Consider the following 15,919-nt stretch of genomic DNA (forward strand, 5'->3'; position numbering starts at 1 on the left):
TCACTTTTACACACAGGTAATAATGTTCGGCTGGGAAGGGGTCTGTGAATTTGTCAGCGTGGCGGAGCAGGGGGGCTTTACCCCGGCCGCGCGCAAGCTCGGGGTGTCGGTGGCCCAGGTGAGCCGCCAGGTGGCGCAGCTCGAAGACAGGCTGCAGGCCAAGCTGCTGCTGCGCACCACCCGTCAGGTGCGTCTCACCGAACTCGGGGAGATCTATTTTCGTCACTGCCGCCAGTTGCTGGACAACCTCTACGAGGCGGAGCTGGCGGTGGGACGCCATCAGGCGGTGCCCCAGGGCTCCTTGCGCATCACGGCCCCGGTCTCCTACGGCGAGAGCCGCATCGCCCCCCTGGTGAACGACTTCATGGTGCGCTTCCCCCAGCTGGAGGTGACCCTCAACCTCACCAACCAGTTGCTGGATCTGGTGCACGAGGGGTTCGATCTGGCGATCCGCCTCGGCCACCTCAAGGATTCGACCCTGGTTGCCCGCAAGCTGGCGCAGCGGGTTCCCTATGTATGCGCCTCCCCCGCCTACACCGCCCGCCACGGCATGCCCAACAGTCTCTCGGAGCTGGCCCGTCACACCTGCCTGGTGGGCAACGGGGACGAGTGGCACTTCACCCTGAACGGTAAACCCCACAGCGTGCGGGTACGCGGTCTGCTGCAGTGCAACAGCGGCCACGCCCTGCTGGATGCGGCCATCAAGGGGATCGGCATCATCCAGTTGCCGGACTACTACGTGAGCGACCACCTCGCCCGGGGGGAGCTCATCGAGCTGCTGCCGGAGCTGCGGGCCCCCGAGGAGGGGATCTGGGCCCTCTATCCCCACAACCGCCACCTCTCCCCCAAGGTGCGGCTGCTGGTGGACTATCTGGCCGAGCGCCTCAGCGATCCCCACCAACCCGCCCTGGTTCGGCCCATCGGTTGATGGGGGCGATACAGGTATAAGAAAGAGGCTTGAATGGGTTGGTAGAATACAAGTATTCACAAATGAATTTTTGTTTCAAATGAGCCTTTGTTGTTGTAGCCTGTCAAACGCAATAGACCTGTTCATACCGGGTCTTTATCCTCTTATTGCTAAAGGACAGATAATAATGAAAGGCACGCTTATTGATTTTAATGAATCAGCTCGTACTGGTTTGATTTCTGGGGATGATAGTAATAGATATCAGTTTGACATTATTGAATGGAAAGGGAATCAGCTCCCGAAGAGTGGCTTGAAAGTTGATTTTTCTATTGAAGGCGAGCATGCAAAAGCCATCTATGCCATAGCCTCTAATGCTGGTTCTTCCAAGAAGGTCGCAGCTGCGCTGTTTGCATTTTTCCTGGGCGCTTTCGGTGCTCACAAGTTCTACCTGGGTTACACCAAACAAGGTGTGATCATGCTGCTGATATTTCTGCTTGGTTTCATTCTGCTTGGTTTGCCGTCGGTTGTTATCGGGATCATTGCCTTCATCGAATTTGTTGTTTATATCTCCAAGTCAGATGAAGAATTTGAGCAGACCTATATTATCAATAAGAAAGTATGGTTCTAGCCGATAAATCACCCGGCTAATTACAGGTTTATTGATATGTTGTGCTGATGAAGGAATAACCCGTTCTTTGACAAGGCCGGGTAATTTTTCTATTCAGCCAAGAACATCCTGGATATCTCAAAGAAAAGGCCCGCATGTGCGGGCCTTTTGCATGGCATGAAGGGCGGGGCTATTCCCGCTCCTTGACGTAGGGGGTGCCGAGGGCCTTGGGGGCCACCGCCTTGCCGATGAAACCGGCCAGCAGGAAGACCGTCAGGATGTAGGGCAGCGCCTCGATGGCCTGCACCGGGATCGGGAAATCGCCGATGCTGACCCCTTGCAGCCGGATGGCGACCGCGTCGAGGAAGCCGAACAGCAGACAGGCAGCCATGGCGTTCCAGGGGCGCCACTTGCCGAACACCAGGGCCGCCAGCGCCATGAAGCCCTTGCCCGCGCTCATGTTGGGGATGAACTGGGCGGTCTGGGCCACCGCCAGATAGGTGCCCCCGATCCCCGCCAGCAGGCCGCCGATGATGAGGGCGGTATAGCGCATCCGCACCACAGAGATACCGGCGGTGTCGACCGCCGCCGGGGCTTCGCCCACCGCCCGCAGCCGCAGGCCGAAGCGGGTGCGGAACAGCACCCACCAGGCCAGGGGCACGGCGGCGAAGGCCACGTACTCCAGCAGGGAGTGACCGCTCAAGAGCTCGCTGTAGAGCTGGCCGATGACGGGCACGTCATAGAGCTCCTTGGCATAGGGCAGGTCGATGGGGGCGAAGCGCGCCGCGCCGGAGAGCGCCGGGGTCTGGCCCCCCTGATCGAACCAGTAGCGCCCCAGGGTCACGGTGAGACCGGCCGCCAGGATGTTGATGGCCATGCCGCTCACCACCTGATCACCCCGGTGGGTGATGGTGGCGAAGCCGTGTAGCAGGGCGAACAGGATGGAGATCCCCACCCCGACCCCCAGCCCAATCCAGGCGGAACCGGTGACGGCGGCGGCGGCCGCACTGGCGAAGGCGGAGGCTAGCAGCTTGCCCTCCAGGGCGATGTTGACCACCCCGGAGCGTTCACAGAACATCCCGGCCATGGCCGCCAAGATGAGCGGAGGCGCGGTACGAATGGTCGCGTCCAGCATCAGGATCAGCATTTCAAACATGGCTTGGACTCCCTTCGGCTCGCAAAACATCCCCGTCATCCATGGCCGACAGGATCAGTGGCGGTGCGGTGCGGATGGTGGCATCCAGCATCAGGATCAGCATTTCGAACATGATTAGGCTCCTTTCACTTGGGCGGCCGGGCGGTTGGCAAAGGCCAGATAGGCCTGCTCGATGCGCGGGCGCAGCATGTGCTCCAGGGCGCCACAGAACAGGATCACCAGACCCTGCAGCACCACGACGATGTTGCGGTCCACCCCGAACTCGAAGCTCAGCTCGGCGCCGCCCTGGTAGAGGAAGCCGAACAGCAGGCTGGCGATGATGACGCCGACCGGGTGGTTGCGACCCATCAGGGCCACCGCGATGCCGGTGAAGCCGAAGCCTTCCACGAAGTTGAGCTTGATCTGGTGCAGCTCACCCTGCAGCACGTTGAGGGCGAAGAAGCCCGCCAGCATGCCGGAGATCACCATGGCCAGGATCACCACCTTGGGGTAGGAGATGCCCGCATAGGCGGAGGCGCTCTGGCTGGCGCCCACGGAGCGGATCTCGTAGCCCCAGCGGGTATGCCAGATGAAGACCCATACCAGGGCCGCACAGATCAGCGCCCAGAAGAAGCTGATGTTGAGGGGGCTGTTGGGCATGGCGATGCCGAAACCGGCCGCCAGCTCGCTCATCTTAGGCAGCCAGCTCGCCACGGCGAACACCTTGCTCTCGGTGGCCATGGATCCTGGCGGCTTGAAGACGTCTACCAGCAGGTAGGCCATCAGGGAGGCGGCGATGAAGTTGAACATGATGGTGGTGATGACGATGTGGCTGCCCCGCTTGGCTTGCAGCCAGGCCGGGATGAAGGCCCAGGCCGCGCCGAACAGGCCGCCGGCGATGATGGCGAGCGGCAGCAAGAGGGCGAACGGCAGTACGTCCCCGAGCAGCAGACAGACCAGACCGACCCCGAGGCCGCCGATATAGGCCTGCCCTTCACCGCCGATGTTGAACAGGCCGGCGTGGAAGGCCACCGCCACCGCCAGACCGGTGAAGATGAAACCGGTGGCGTAATAGAGGGTGAAGCCTATCCCCTCGCCGGTGCCGAAGGCGCCGTACCACATGATTTCGGCTGCCTCGATGGGACTGATGTCGAGGTAATAGAACAGGATGGCCGACACCAGGAAGGCCAGCAGGATATTGACTGCGGGCAGCACGCCCACGGATATCCAGGCAGGAACGCGTGCTTGGCTCATGAATGGGCCTCCTTGATATCGTCGGGGACTATGTTCGCCATCATCAGGCCGATAGTGCGCTCATCCGCCCTGGCGCCGTCCAGCTCGCCGACGATGCGGCCATCGGCGATGACCAGAATGCGGTCGGAGAGGCTCATGATCTCGTCCAGCTCCACCGACACCAGCAGCACCGCCTTGCCCTTGTCGCGCATGGCGATGATCTGCTGGTGGATGTACTCGATGGCGCCGATGTCGACGCCCCGGGTCGGCTGACCGACCAGCAGCACATCCGGGTCCTGCTCCACTTCCCGGGCGATCACCAGCTTCTGCTGGTTGCCGCCGGAGAAGTTGGCGGTCTTGTGCTCCGGGCTCGGCGGGCGCACGTCCCACTTGTCCATCTTGGCCTGGCAATCCTGGCGGATCGCCTCCTTGTCCTGCAGCCAGCCCTTGTTGTACTGGGCACGGCGGTGATAGCCGAGGATGAAGGCCTCTTTCGCCTCGAAGCGGTTGATGAGCCCCATCTTGTGCCTGTCTTCCGGGATGTGGCCGAGGCCGAAGTTGCGCACCTGCTCCGGATCGGCCGGGTGGCTCTGGCTTACCTCGTGGCGCTGCGCCCCGGCGATGGTGAAGCCGCCCTTGCTGGGCTTGAGGATGCCGCCGAGCATGCTGAGCAGCTCGGACTGGCCGTTGCCGGAGACCCCGGCGATGCCGACCACTTCCCCCGCCCGCACTTCGAAGCTGACGGATTTGACCCGTTCCACCCCGGCGTCATCGACGTAAGAGAGGCCCTCGACCCTGAGCTTGGCCTCGCCCGGCTGGGCGGTGCCCTTGTCGACCTTGAGGCGCACCTTGCGGCCCACCATCAGCTCGGCGAGCTGCTCCTTGTCGGTATCCCTGGTGGCGACGTGAGCCACCATCTCACCCCGGCGCATGATGGAGACCTGATCCGTGATGGCCAGGATCTCCCGCAGCTTGTGGGTGATGAGGATGACGGTCGCCCCCTGATCCCGCAGCTTTTTCAGCACTTCGAACAGGTGATCCGCCTCTTGCGGGGTCAGCACCCCGGTGGGTTCGTCCAGGATCAGGATGCGGGCACCGCGATAGAGCGCCTTGAGGATCTCGACCCGCTGTTGCAGGCCCACCGGCAGATCCTCGACCTTCTCGTGCAGCGGCACCTCGAGACCATAGTCCCGTGCCAGCTCGCCCAGCAGCTTCTCGGCGGCCGCCAGGCTCTTGCCCAGGCGCCAGCCGTTCTCGGCGCCGAGGATGACGTTTTCCAATACGGTAAAGTTGTTCACCAGCATGAAGTGCTGGTGCACCATGCCCACCCCGGCGGCAATCGCATCTTGGGAGCCATGGGGTTTGAACGGATTCCCGTCGATCAGCATCTCGCCTCTGTCGGCGTGGTAGAAACCGTAAATGATGCTCATCAGGGTCGACTTGCCGGCGCCATTTTCGCCGACGATGCCGTGAATGCTGCCTTTACGAACCTGAAGGTCGATCTGCTTGTTGGCGTACACGTCGCCGAACCGCTTATCGATACCCCTTAATTCGATGGCATAGCGATCTGTCTGGTCCATGATGCAGTCCTTGCGGGTCATGAAGTAGAGACTAAAAACCGGCCCGTGCGGGCCGGTCATCACTGGTTGAGAGTCGTAGCAGTGACTCGGTATTAGTAGGATCAGTACTTACAGGAGTTGTCGCTCATGTAGTCGTGCACCTTGATCTTGCCGGCGATGATGTCGGCCTTGATGCTCTCGACCTTGGCTTTCATTTCCGGGGTGATCAGCTTGGCGTTGTTCTCGTCCAGCGCCCAGTCAACCCCGCCTTCGGCCAGACCCAGGGACTGGATGCCCGGCTTCCAGCTGCCCTTGGCGGCGTCATCCCAGCTCTTGTAGGCGGCCAGACCCACGGACTTGACCATGGAGGTCAGCATGGTGCCCGGTTGCAGGTGGTTCTGGTTGGAATCCACACCGATGGCCAGCTTGCCTTCGTCCTTGGCAGCCTGATAGACACCGATACCGGTGCCACCGGCGGCGGCATAGACCACATCGGCGCCCTTGGCGAACTGGGACTTGGCCAGTTCTGCACCCTTGGCCGGGTCGGCGAAGGCTGCCGGGGTGGAGCCGGTCATGTTCTGATAGACGTCGATCTTCGGATTGATGTACTTGGCGCCCTGCTCATAGCCGCACTGGAACTTGCGGATCAGCGGGATGTCCATGCCGCCCACGAAGCCGACCTTGCCGGTCTTGGAGGCGATGGCCGCCAGGGCACCCACCAGGAAGGAACCTTCATGCTCCTTGAAGATGAGGGACTGGACGTTCGGCTTGTCGACCACCATGTCGATGATGGTGAACTGGGTGTTCGGGAACTCGGTGGCGACTTTCTCTACCGCGGAACCCATGTTGAAGCCGACGGCGACGATGGGGCCGTTGCCACGGCTGGCCAGACGACGCAGGCCCTGCTCGCGCTGGGCTTCGTTCTGGGGTTCGAACTCCTTGACCTTGACGCCTTTGTCCTTGTTGTAGACTTCGACACCGTTGCGGAACACGGCTTCGTTGAAGGACTTGTCGAATTTGCCTGCGGTGTCATAGATGACGGCGGGCTCGGAGGCTGCCTGGGCGGACAGGGCAGCGAGGGTGAGGGCGGCCACGGTGGCCAGCTTGAGCACTTTAGTCACGATCGTATCCTTGATTGTTATGTGAGGGTCCACAACCTGTCTTGGCAGGTCATAAAGCACGCTGGCTAACTGTAAGTGAGCCAGCCCGTTGGTCAAGGGGATCATAGAGGAAAAACGTTTGCGTTAACGGTTTGAAATATAAGCAAATTGCCTTATAAGTGTTTGTTTTATGGTGTTTTTGCAGAATTAAATTCCGGGATTAATAGGGCTCGATCGACATTTGTGTTTGGATTCATGATGTTAGGCGCAACCGTTTTCCTCCCCTGATGAAAAAATTGGCTTCCATCGGCACCATCCCTGCGGCCTCATCGACGCAGCGTTGGCGGGCGGGTTGGCCCCCGGCTGCTCACGGCTTGGTCTCTGGCGGCTCAGGCCGTATAATCCCCGCCTGTATAAATAAACAGGAGTGGTGATGGACGTTTCAACCCTGCTCGACGGGCTCAATGACAAGCAAAGAGACGCGGTGGCGGCCCCCCGTTGCAACCTGCTGGTGCTGGCCGGTGCCGGTTCGGGCAAGACCCGGGTGCTGGTGCACCGTATCGCCTGGCTGATGCAGGTGGAACGCTGTTCACCCTTCTCCATCATCGCGGTCACCTTTACCAACAAGGCGGCGGCCGAGATGCGCGGCCGGGTCGAAAAAGTGATCGGCGACGGCGTGCGCGGCATGTGGATCGGCACCTTCCACGGCATCGCCCACCGCTTGCTGCGGGCCCATCATCTGGATGCGGGCCTGCCCCAGGATTTCCAGATCCTCGACTCGGACGATCAGTACCGCCTCATTCGCCGGGTGCTCAAGGCGCTCAACCTCGACGAGAAGCACTGGGCGCCGCGCGCCGTGATGGGCTACATCAACGGCAAGAAGGACGAGGGGCTGCGCCCCGGCGACATCGACCTCTACGGCGACCCCGTCACCCGCACCTATCAGCAGATCTACAAGACCTATCAGGAGACCTGCGATCGCTCCGGGCTGGTGGATTTTGCCGAGCTCCTGCTGCGCGCCCACGAGCTGTGGCTCAACAAGCCGCACATCCTCGAGCACTACCGCGACCGCTTCCAGAACATCCTGGTGGACGAGTTCCAGGATACCAACGGCATCCAGTACGCCTGGCTGCGGATGCTGGCCGGCGACACCGGCAAGGTGATGATCGTCGGTGACGATGACCAGTCCATCTACGGCTGGCGCGGCGCCAAGATCGAGAACATCCAGCGCTTCCTGACCGACTATCAGGGCGCCGAGACCATTCGTCTCGAGCAGAACTATCGCTCCACCGCCAACATCCTCAAAGCCGCCAACAGCGTCATCGCCAACAACTCGGAGCGCCTTGGCAAGGAGCTGTGGACCGAAGGGGCCGAGGGGGAGCCGATTTCGCTGTACGCCGCCTTCAACGAGGTGGACGAAGCACGCTTCGTGGTCGGCCGCCTCAAGGATTGGAAAGAGAAGGGGGGCTTGCTGGCCGACTGCGCCATCCTCTATCGCTCCAACGCCCAGTCGCGGGTGCTGGAAGAGGCGCTGATGCAGGACGCCATGCCGTACCGCATCTATGGCGGCCTGCGCTTCTTCGAGCGCCAGGAAATCAAAGACGCCATGGCCTACCTGCGCCTTATCAACAACCGTGGCGACGACGCCAGCTTCGAGCGGGTGGTCAACACCCCGACCCGCGGCATCGGCGATCGCACCCTGGAGATATTGCGGAGCAACGCTCGCGATCAGGGCCAGAACCTGTGGCAATCGGCCAAGGCACTGCTCAATGACAAGGTGCTGACCGGCCGTGCCGGCAACGCGGTGCGCGGCTTTGTGGAGCTGATCGACGCGCTGGAGGAACAGGTCTCCCTGCTGCCACTGCACCAGCAGGCGGATATCGCCATCCAGCATTCCGGCCTCAAGGCGATGTATCTGGCGGAAAAAGGCGAGAAATCCCAGGCACGGGTAGAGAACCTGGACGAACTGGTCACCGCCTGCCGCCAGTACCAGCGCCCGGACGAGCTGGAAGACATGAGCGATCTCTCCGCCTTCCTCGCCCACGCGGCGCTGGAATCTGGCGAGAATCAGGCTGACGAATATGCCGACGCGGTGCAGCTGATGACACTGCACAGCGCCAAGGGGCTGGAATATCCCCTAGTGCTGCTGGTCGGTGTGGAAGAGGGCATGTTCCCCAGCCAGCAATCCACCGAGGAGTCGGGGCGGCTGGAAGAGGAAAGGCGCCTCTGCTACGTGGGCATGACCCGCGCCATGGAGAAGCTCTACATCTGTTATGCCGAGAGCCGCCGTATCTACGGCCGCGAGATGTTCCACAAGCCGAGCCGCTTTATCCGCGAGATGCCCGCCGAATGTCTGGAAGAAATCCGGCTGCGCACCCAGGTCAGCCGCCCCACCCAGTACGGCCGCTTCAGCCAGAACGAGGTGCAGCAGAGCTTCGACGCCAGCGGCATCAAGCTCGGCCAGCGGGTGCTCCATCCGAAATTCGGCGAAGGGGTGGTACTCAACTTCGAAGGGGTCGGCCAGCAGAGCCGGGTGCAGATCCAGTTCGACGACGTCGGCGCCAAGTGGCTGGTGACGGCGTATGCCCGCCTTGAGGCGCTGTAACTTCTCTGCCTTTTGATTCAATCAACCCGGCTTAGGCCGGGTTGGCTTTTCGACATATAGAAACTTTGCCCCACATAAATCAAAGCTCCTAATGATAAGTTGGCCAATTTCTAAGCATCAATCACAGATATTGATACTTTGGCTTCAATCAACCCCTTCATAGCTGTAATATCATGCTCTACCACAAAGGGCTCATACGCAGCTTTTTCTAGCGTTCCATTTTGGTGGTAACCATTCCTGTAAACACAAAAGGAGCGAAGATATGGATTGGCAAACAGCTCTCAAAATTGGGGGACCATCTGCGGTTATTTCATGGGTCTTCTATGAACTTTTTTCAACATACTTATTCAGCTCTAATATTTTCAAAGATAACTTGTTATTAAACATCATATTCATAGTGACTACTTTTACATTCTGCCTTGCTATGGGTATATATTTAATTAAACGTTCAACGAATAAGCACAATCAAGCAGAAGATGTTGAGACTAATTTACCAAATGAGATGAATGAGGTTCCAGCAAAAGAAATTGACAATTTGAACATATATAACAATGAGGTAGATGGTAACCTTATGATTGGTCATGGCCAATCCGTTACAAACAGCACAGTAAATGATAACAAAGTAAAAAAAGATCTCATTATTGGTGGGAATAAATAGATGCTTTCTGGACCAGAATCAGCCAAGAGTATTTTATCTAATAATGAAATTCATGATAATAAGGTCGATGGTGATCTTATCATCGGCTCAACCGTTATTAAATTCCCTTCTTTTAATATAGGTGCAAATGGTGAGGCCTTACGCAATTTAATAGAGCAACATATTAGATTACAGGAAGATGACCCAATATATTGCATGGTGCTTGATGAGTTGCAAAGCAGGATAAAGGACTCATCGTCAAGAAATGTTATAGGCCTATCAGAAAAACTACGAATTGCGGGTCGTGAAAATTATATTGACGAGGCCTTGGTTTCGAGTCAAAAAGCATCTAGATTGATTGCTAGACTACAACATGTGCGCTCATATCAGATATTTTTCAATCACATTTTAGGTTTGATTGTAACAAGATTTAAAACCTATGTTCTTCCTCTTATTAAAAGCGGGGCCAATGAGCTAGTTATTAGAACAGCCATCAATAGCACAATCATTGAACCACTTTATGCTGAAGTTATGACTGCAGGTGGTAGTATTAGTAGTGATGCGATTGAAGGGATGCTTTATTTTTTAACAGAAAAGTGTCATGTGGAGTGGAAGTAATGATATTTTATCATCCCGCCTATGATGTACATCACTGTATTTATCGACTGCTTAATATTTTAAGTCATTTAACACATGAACAGATAGATAAAGACACGATTAGATTAATCGACTTCTATTACGTATACCCTCATTTATTAAAGAATGTCACGCTACCAAGGGCATTCTCAAAATATAAGAAAACAATTAACGAATACACTGAACCATTTGAAATAACACCAAATCCAAAATCATTATTTTTCGACTTATCTAGAGTCCAAGATAGTGCACTTTCATCATTATTACAGCGATCATTGATAAATATCGATGGGAACTCTATAAAATTAAGAGAAGCCTATTTGCCAAATAGTGTTATTGACGCATTTAAAAATGATACCTTTGTCGACACCACTTTTTTTAAATGCTTGATTGAGTCATTTCCAAAGTTGAGAATCAATGGGAAAGATGGCTTCAAAGAGAGATGCGGATTAATGGAGTATCGCTATGACTAGGGCATCTATTTACATAGAAAGATTGATTGTCACCAAAAGCAATCAAACTGTTTATGATGAAAGATTTCATCGCGGGATAAACGTGATTCGGGGTGATCACTCTGTTGGTAAAACAACTATTCTAGAACTTATTTTCTACGTCTTGGGTGGTGAAATAAAATCGAATCAATGGTTGTACCCGGCAGATAAATGTGATGTCATTTTCTGCCAACTGAATATAAACAATAACGTTTTCACAATTTCTAGACAAATTGAAAAGGGCCAAATACCTCCAATTTTAATCAAGTTTGGAGATTATGATGCTCATTGCACCTCTTCATCTTGGATGAGTTTTGGTCCAAGGAGGAACGAAGCTAGTGAAAGAATGTCTTTCTCACAAAAAATATTTGAACTACTAGGGTGGAACACATATAAGACTGAGGACTATGCAAATCTCACTATGCATCAGTTGCTTCGTTTTTTATATGTAGACCAAGAAACCACATCTACTCGAATATTTAGAAACGAAGATAACCCTCGTGCAGATAGTGAAAACTCTAGGCTAGCAATCGCAGAATTCTTATTGGGGTTGGATAATTTAGACACGCATCAATTGAGACAAGAACTGATAATTTCAGAGCGAGAATTTGAGAATGTGTCATCCGATTTAAATGCCATGTATAAAATACTCGGTGACGACTCATCGACGACTATGAGTAGCTTACTATCTGATATATCCTCTAATGTTACTGAAATAAAGTCTCTGAGTGATTATCAGCCAGAAGTAGTCACAAATAAAAACAGCGATTATAATAATATTGAGATAGAAATATTAAAACTTCAAAAAGATATAAACACATATAACAAGCAGTTGCAACAATTTGAAAGGGATATTGTTTTTGCTGAGGGAGAAATCATTGACTGTGAACTATTTGGAAAATCACTCGAATATAGAAAAAAAGCTCTTTTAGAGTCAAAATCTGCCTATGATGCAATTGGATTGGTAAAATATGAACATTGCCCTTGCTGCCTTGGACCAATAGAGAGTCAGCACATTGATGAAAATCACGATGATGTCTGCCACCTATGCAAGGCACCAATAGGTAATGAGAAACACAACTCAAATTATCTTGAGATTCTCAATGAACTTAATTTTCAGATTGCCGGTAATAAAAAAGTGCTCTCAGATTACATAGAGCATAAAAGTGGCCTTCAAGCATCAATAGAGATTGTTAAAGGAAATCTAGTAATTTCAAGAGGGAAGCTTTCAGAGCTGTCAAAATCTGTAGACCCCACCTCTTTTGAAAAGCTTGAAAGAGCAAGGAAGATAGGTTTTTTAGAAGCTGAAAATAAATCACTACAAGAAAAAGTGCGCGTAATATCTGGGCTTGATCAACAAAAGCAAAAAAAGATTTTCTTAAACACGAAAATAACTGAGCTAAAAGAGAAGATTAAAGCGGCATCTGTTAGCAATGCCAAAAGGAGAGAGAAAGTATATTTAGGCATCTCCCAACAAATGGTTAATATCCTTCATAGTGATAAAAGGACTAATGGTAAGCCATATGAGGAAGATTTTGCTTCCGCGCGAGCGAGTGATATTGAAATCGACTTTGCAAAAGACCGTGTTCTAATCAATGAGAGGATAAAATTCTCCGGAAGCTCTAACTACATTAAGAAAAACTCTTTGAATTTATCAGCACTGATAGAGTCTTTATCTGATGATAACTATAGGCTGCCAAGATTTATGATGATTGATGCCATTGAAAATGGAGGAATGAAAGAAAGTAGGAGCCATAACTTCCAACAAACTATTTTTGACAAATTAAAAGGAAGAGATGATTTCCAGCTTATTTTCTGTACATCTATGGTTTTGTCAGATTTCAATAATGAACATTACGGTGTTGGAAAATACTACTCTGATAACGTTCTGAAAATATGAATAATCAGGAAATAAGGGACACCCGCCTTTCCGACAAAGGCGTAGCTGGTGAAGCTACGCCGTGTTTTTGATGAAGGAATCTAATCACTTAACCAACTTGCTCTCCATCACCCCTTGTTTGCCCTCCTCTTCACTGACCTGACTCAGCTTGGAGCGAGCCATCAGCAGGCCCATCTTGACCTCCTGCCAAACGCAGCAGTTTTTGCCCGCCTCGGCACTAAGAGTCTGGGTGGCGTCGTTCTCCGACCTGTAAGAGATGCGGCTGCCCGGTGCACTCTGTTTTGGTTGGAAGAAAGGCAAATAAAGGTTCGCATGAGGCTTTGTTGCCGGGCAACCACTCAAACCGCCACCGGTGTGACGGGATTCAATATTTTGGCAATTAACGGACATGGCGTACCGCTTTGACGCTCAAACCAGCCAAGGCATACTGCCCCGTCACCAGATGGGAGTCATTAATGTCTAAGTGGATGCCGACACTGCGCCGGCTGGGGTTGTGGTTGTTGCGAAAAACGGCGCTGGCGCTGCTGGCCAGCCTGCTGTTTATGATCTCGTTTACCCTGTTTCAATACGCATCCTGGTGGCCAGCACTGGCCGAGGATACTTTCCTTCAATGGGGCGGCTTCTCCTCCAGTCATACCTTGGCTGAGCTGATCCCGGCCATGCTGGAGTTCAGCGCCGTGCTCGCTTCTGCTTTCTTGCCGCTGTTTCTGCTGACACCCCGCCCGCTGTTGCTGCCGCTCTTTGCCGGGCTCTGGTTGTGGCAGACCTATGACATCGCCTTTATGACGGCTACCGCCTCGACCTGGTTGCCCCACGAGATCATCTGGACCTTTATCCTGCCTTATACCCACTGGCTGCTGCTCACCCTGCTGGCGCCGCTGCTGCTGATCCGCCAGCTCGGCAGGCGGCTATTTGCTGATACATCCGCACCACAGGCAGGGGGCGTCATCCTGGGCGACGGACGGTAGCCAGAGGGAGCGATTGATTCCGCGAAAGTCCGATGACGCTTCGCTAATCGAACCTACACGTCGCATACAGTTGGGTTGTCTGTGTCGTGGCCGAGAGGCACAAACCCCAAGCTCCCGCCTGTCTGGCTCACCTCGGCTGAAACGCCTTGACGAGAAATTCGATAAAGAGCCGCACGTTGCGGGACTGCTCCTTGTGGAAGGGGTAGACGGCGAACAGGGCGTGGGGGTCGGGTTGCCAGTCGGGGAGCAGTCTGACCAGGGAGCCGTCCGACAGTTCGTTCGACACGAATTCATCCGGTACCAGGATCACCCCAAGCCCCTGCACCGCCGCCTGTTTCAGGGCGATGCCGTTGTTGGCGCAGAAGCTGGCGGGGGGCAGCTCCACCGCCACGCTCTCCGCATCCCGGGTGAAGAACCACTTGTTGGGGGAGGAGGAGAGGCTGTAGCGCAGGCAGTTGTAGGCCTTGAGATCCGCCGGGTGGGCGGGCTGGTCCGCCTCCTTCAGGTAGTCGGGGGCGGCGCAGAGCACCCGCTGCACCTCGCACAGGGGTTTGGCGCGCAGGGTGGAGTCCTCCAGGGTGCCAGCCCCCCGGATCACCACGTCCAGCCCCTGGTCCACCAGATCCATGTAGGCGTCGCTCAGGATCACCTCGATGCCGATTTCCGGATAGCGGCGCTGGAATTCGCAGACAAGGGGGTTGAGCCGGATCAGCCCGTAGGACATGGGCATGCCGATCCTCAGCCTGCCCCTGGGGGTGAAGGAGGCGGCCATGATGGACTGGTCGGCGGCCTCCAGGCTGTCCAGCACGGCGCATATCTGGCCGTAATAGGCCATGCCCGATTCGGTGACGCTCAGCCGCCGGGTGGTGCGGTTGATCAGCGCAATGCCGAGAAAGGCTTCCAGCTCGTTGATGTTCTTGCTGACCGCCGCCTGGGAGAGGCGCAGGTCGTCCGCCGCCGCCCTGAAGGTGCCCATTTCCACCACCCGGCGAAAGACGTTCAGCGCCGTGATCTTGTTCATCCTGCCCCCGTTAATTCACTACTGGTAAATGATGGCGCCATCATTGCGCACTTTTATTACAATAGTGCGGATCCCCGGGGTGTCCACCCCCCATCCCCCGCCAGACAGAGAGTTGCCCGTGGCAGACCGGCCCGGATCATGGCCCTCCGGGCGTGGCAGGGACGCAGACGAAAGAGAGGCGATGGGCCCCGGGCACCCCGGCCCGTGACGGCAGGCATAGAAGTAGGCGGCAGGGCCCGGGCCCCGCCGCCAGATGGCACGCACCGGCTTACTGCACCTTGCCGGGGGCGGGGGGCAGGGTGATGCCGACATCGGCCCAGGGGTTGGTGCCGAGCAACTGCGCGTGGGGCACATCCGCCTGGTAGCGCATGGTGAACGCTCTGGGGCCGTGGGCGAAGGCCACCAGCAGCCCCTGTTTTGCATCCATCAACCCGGCGTGCATGCCGAGCCCGTGATAGCTGATCCGCACGGCCTTGTCCTCAAGGCCCACTTTATCTATCTGGAAGCGGGCGATGCTGCCGTCTTTGAGGGAAAAGCCCCAGCGGAACGGGCCGCCGCTGACCACCGTCATCACCTCGTCGATGTCGGTGCCGTCCTCGGCGGAGTTGACGTGCATGCGGCCATATTTGCCGAGCACGGCGCTGCGGGTGCGCTCGTCCAGCGCCATCAGGTCATAGACCTTGGGGTAGGGGCCGACGCCGGTCTCCTCGGTGGCGACGCCGCCCCCTTGCACCGCGGGCGCGCGCCCTGCGAGCCTGGCCTGCTCCAGCAGTTCCCCCTGACTCAGGTTGAAGGCCGAGATCAGGGCGCCGTGCTCCGCTTTGGTCAACGCGCGGCGGTGGGAGGCGGCGAGCAGCGGCCTGGCGGCCTCGGGAATGTCGACGGTGACCACGTTGACGCCGATGGGGTTGAGTGCGTTGTTGACCGCTTCGACGCCGGTCACGGCGGGGCGGCCATCGCTGAACTGCACCGAGACGATGTCACCGGCGAAGGTGTTGAAAGAGAAGGCCGAGGCGAGGGTGCCGGCCAGCAACGGGATATGGGTGAGTTTCATACAAGACTCCTCGTTAAGGTTCGAGAAGCAGTCTAGGGCGGCGATGTGTTCACTGAAATGACACTC

At 55.7% G+C, this 15,919-nt stretch carries 14 protein-coding genes and 2 pseudogenes; 8 read left to right on the plus strand and 8 right to left on the minus strand.

Annotation, left to right across the window (positions count from 1 at the left end; genetic code table 11):
* Positions 1–22 precede the first annotated feature (22 nt).
* Complete coding sequence (locus BGO64_RS06785; protein WP_039039541.1) at positions 23–928, plus strand: LysR substrate-binding domain-containing protein; 906 nt, start codon at positions 23–25, stop codon at positions 926–928.
* A 166-nt stretch (positions 929–1,094) separates the two neighbouring features.
* Complete coding sequence (locus BGO64_RS06790) at positions 1,095–1,535, plus strand: TM2 domain-containing protein (RefSeq protein WP_286700375.1); 441 nt, start codon at positions 1,095–1,097, stop codon at positions 1,533–1,535.
* Positions 1,536–1,704: 169 nt separating this feature from the next.
* Here the strand turns inward: BGO64_RS06790 and BGO64_RS06795 are convergent, their stop codons facing one another.
* From BGO64_RS06795 to BGO64_RS06810, 5 genes and pseudogenes are all read right to left on the minus strand, one after another.
* Complete coding sequence (locus BGO64_RS06795; protein WP_010672471.1) at positions 1,705–2,670, minus strand: ABC transporter permease; 966 nt, start codon at positions 2,668–2,670, stop codon at positions 1,705–1,707.
* Between the two features lie 6 nt (positions 2,671–2,676).
* Positions 2,677–2,782, minus strand: a pseudogene (locus tag BGO64_RS20855) (ABC transporter permease); the annotation flags it as partial.
* A 2-nt stretch (positions 2,783–2,784) separates the two neighbouring features.
* On the minus strand, positions 2,785–3,903 hold the full coding sequence (locus tag BGO64_RS06800) for an ABC transporter permease (RefSeq protein WP_010672473.1): 1,119 nt from the start codon (positions 3,901–3,903) through the stop codon (positions 2,785–2,787).
* Positions 3,900–5,462, minus strand: a complete 1,563-nt coding sequence (locus BGO64_RS06805; protein WP_286700376.1) for an ABC transporter ATP-binding protein — start codon at positions 5,460–5,462, stop codon at positions 3,900–3,902. The genes BGO64_RS06800 and BGO64_RS06805 overlap by 4 nt, the downstream gene beginning before the upstream one ends.
* A gap of 101 nt (positions 5,463–5,563) precedes the next feature.
* Positions 5,564–6,562, minus strand: coding sequence for a BMP family lipoprotein (locus BGO64_RS06810; RefSeq protein ID WP_041212138.1), 999 nt, complete (start codon positions 6,560–6,562; stop codon positions 5,564–5,566).
* Between the two features lie 412 nt (positions 6,563–6,974).
* On the opposite strand from BGO64_RS06810, the gene uvrD reads away from it, so the two are divergent.
* The 5 genes from uvrD (at position 6,975) to BGO64_RS06835 (ending at position 12,810) form a co-directional block, all read left to right on the plus strand.
* Positions 6,975–9,146: a DNA helicase II gene (gene uvrD, locus BGO64_RS06815; protein WP_286700377.1), complete on the plus strand. Its 2,172-nt coding sequence runs from the start codon at positions 6,975–6,977 to the stop codon at positions 9,144–9,146.
* 262 nt (positions 9,147–9,408) lie between these two features.
* Complete coding sequence (locus BGO64_RS06820) at positions 9,409–9,804, plus strand: hypothetical protein (protein ID WP_286700378.1); 396 nt, start codon at positions 9,409–9,411, stop codon at positions 9,802–9,804.
* On the plus strand, positions 9,805–10,401 hold the full coding sequence (locus BGO64_RS06825; protein WP_236275813.1) for an ABC-three component system protein: 597 nt from the start codon (positions 9,805–9,807) through the stop codon (positions 10,399–10,401).
* Positions 10,401–10,892, plus strand: a complete 492-nt coding sequence (locus BGO64_RS06830) for an ABC-three component system middle component 5 (protein ID WP_286700379.1) — start codon at positions 10,401–10,403, stop codon at positions 10,890–10,892. The genes BGO64_RS06825 and BGO64_RS06830 overlap by 1 nt, the downstream gene beginning before the upstream one ends.
* Entirely contained in the window at positions 10,885–12,810 is a 1,926-nt protein-coding gene (locus BGO64_RS06835) for an AAA family ATPase (protein ID WP_286700380.1), read from the plus strand. The genes BGO64_RS06830 and BGO64_RS06835 overlap by 8 nt, the downstream gene beginning before the upstream one ends.
* 84 nt (positions 12,811–12,894) lie before the next feature.
* On the opposite strand, the pseudogene BGO64_RS20800 reads toward BGO64_RS06835, so the two are convergent.
* Positions 12,895–13,092, minus strand: a pseudogene (locus BGO64_RS20800) (DUF2846 domain-containing protein); the annotation flags it as partial.
* A gap of 173 nt (positions 13,093–13,265) precedes the next feature.
* Between BGO64_RS20800 and BGO64_RS06840 the strand changes: the two are divergent.
* Positions 13,266–13,778: a hypothetical protein gene (locus BGO64_RS06840; RefSeq protein ID WP_286700381.1), complete on the plus strand. Its 513-nt coding sequence runs from the start codon at positions 13,266–13,268 to the stop codon at positions 13,776–13,778.
* A 127-nt stretch (positions 13,779–13,905) separates the two neighbouring features.
* Here BGO64_RS06840 and BGO64_RS06845 read toward each other — a convergent pair whose 3' ends face one another.
* Together BGO64_RS06845 and BGO64_RS06850 are read right to left on the minus strand one after the other, a co-directional pair.
* Entirely contained in the window at positions 13,906–14,799 is an 894-nt protein-coding gene (locus BGO64_RS06845; RefSeq protein WP_286700382.1) for a LysR family transcriptional regulator, read from the minus strand.
* Between the two features lie 268 nt (positions 14,800–15,067).
* Positions 15,068–15,853: a hypothetical protein gene (locus BGO64_RS06850; protein WP_286700383.1), complete on the minus strand. Its 786-nt coding sequence runs from the start codon at positions 15,851–15,853 to the stop codon at positions 15,068–15,070.
* Positions 15,854–15,919: the final 66 nt, after the last annotated feature.

The organism is Aeromonas sp. 62-46 (assembly GCF_001898585.1).
In the GTDB taxonomy this organism is placed as follows: domain Bacteria; phylum Pseudomonadota; class Gammaproteobacteria; order Enterobacterales; family Aeromonadaceae; genus Aeromonas; species Aeromonas caviae.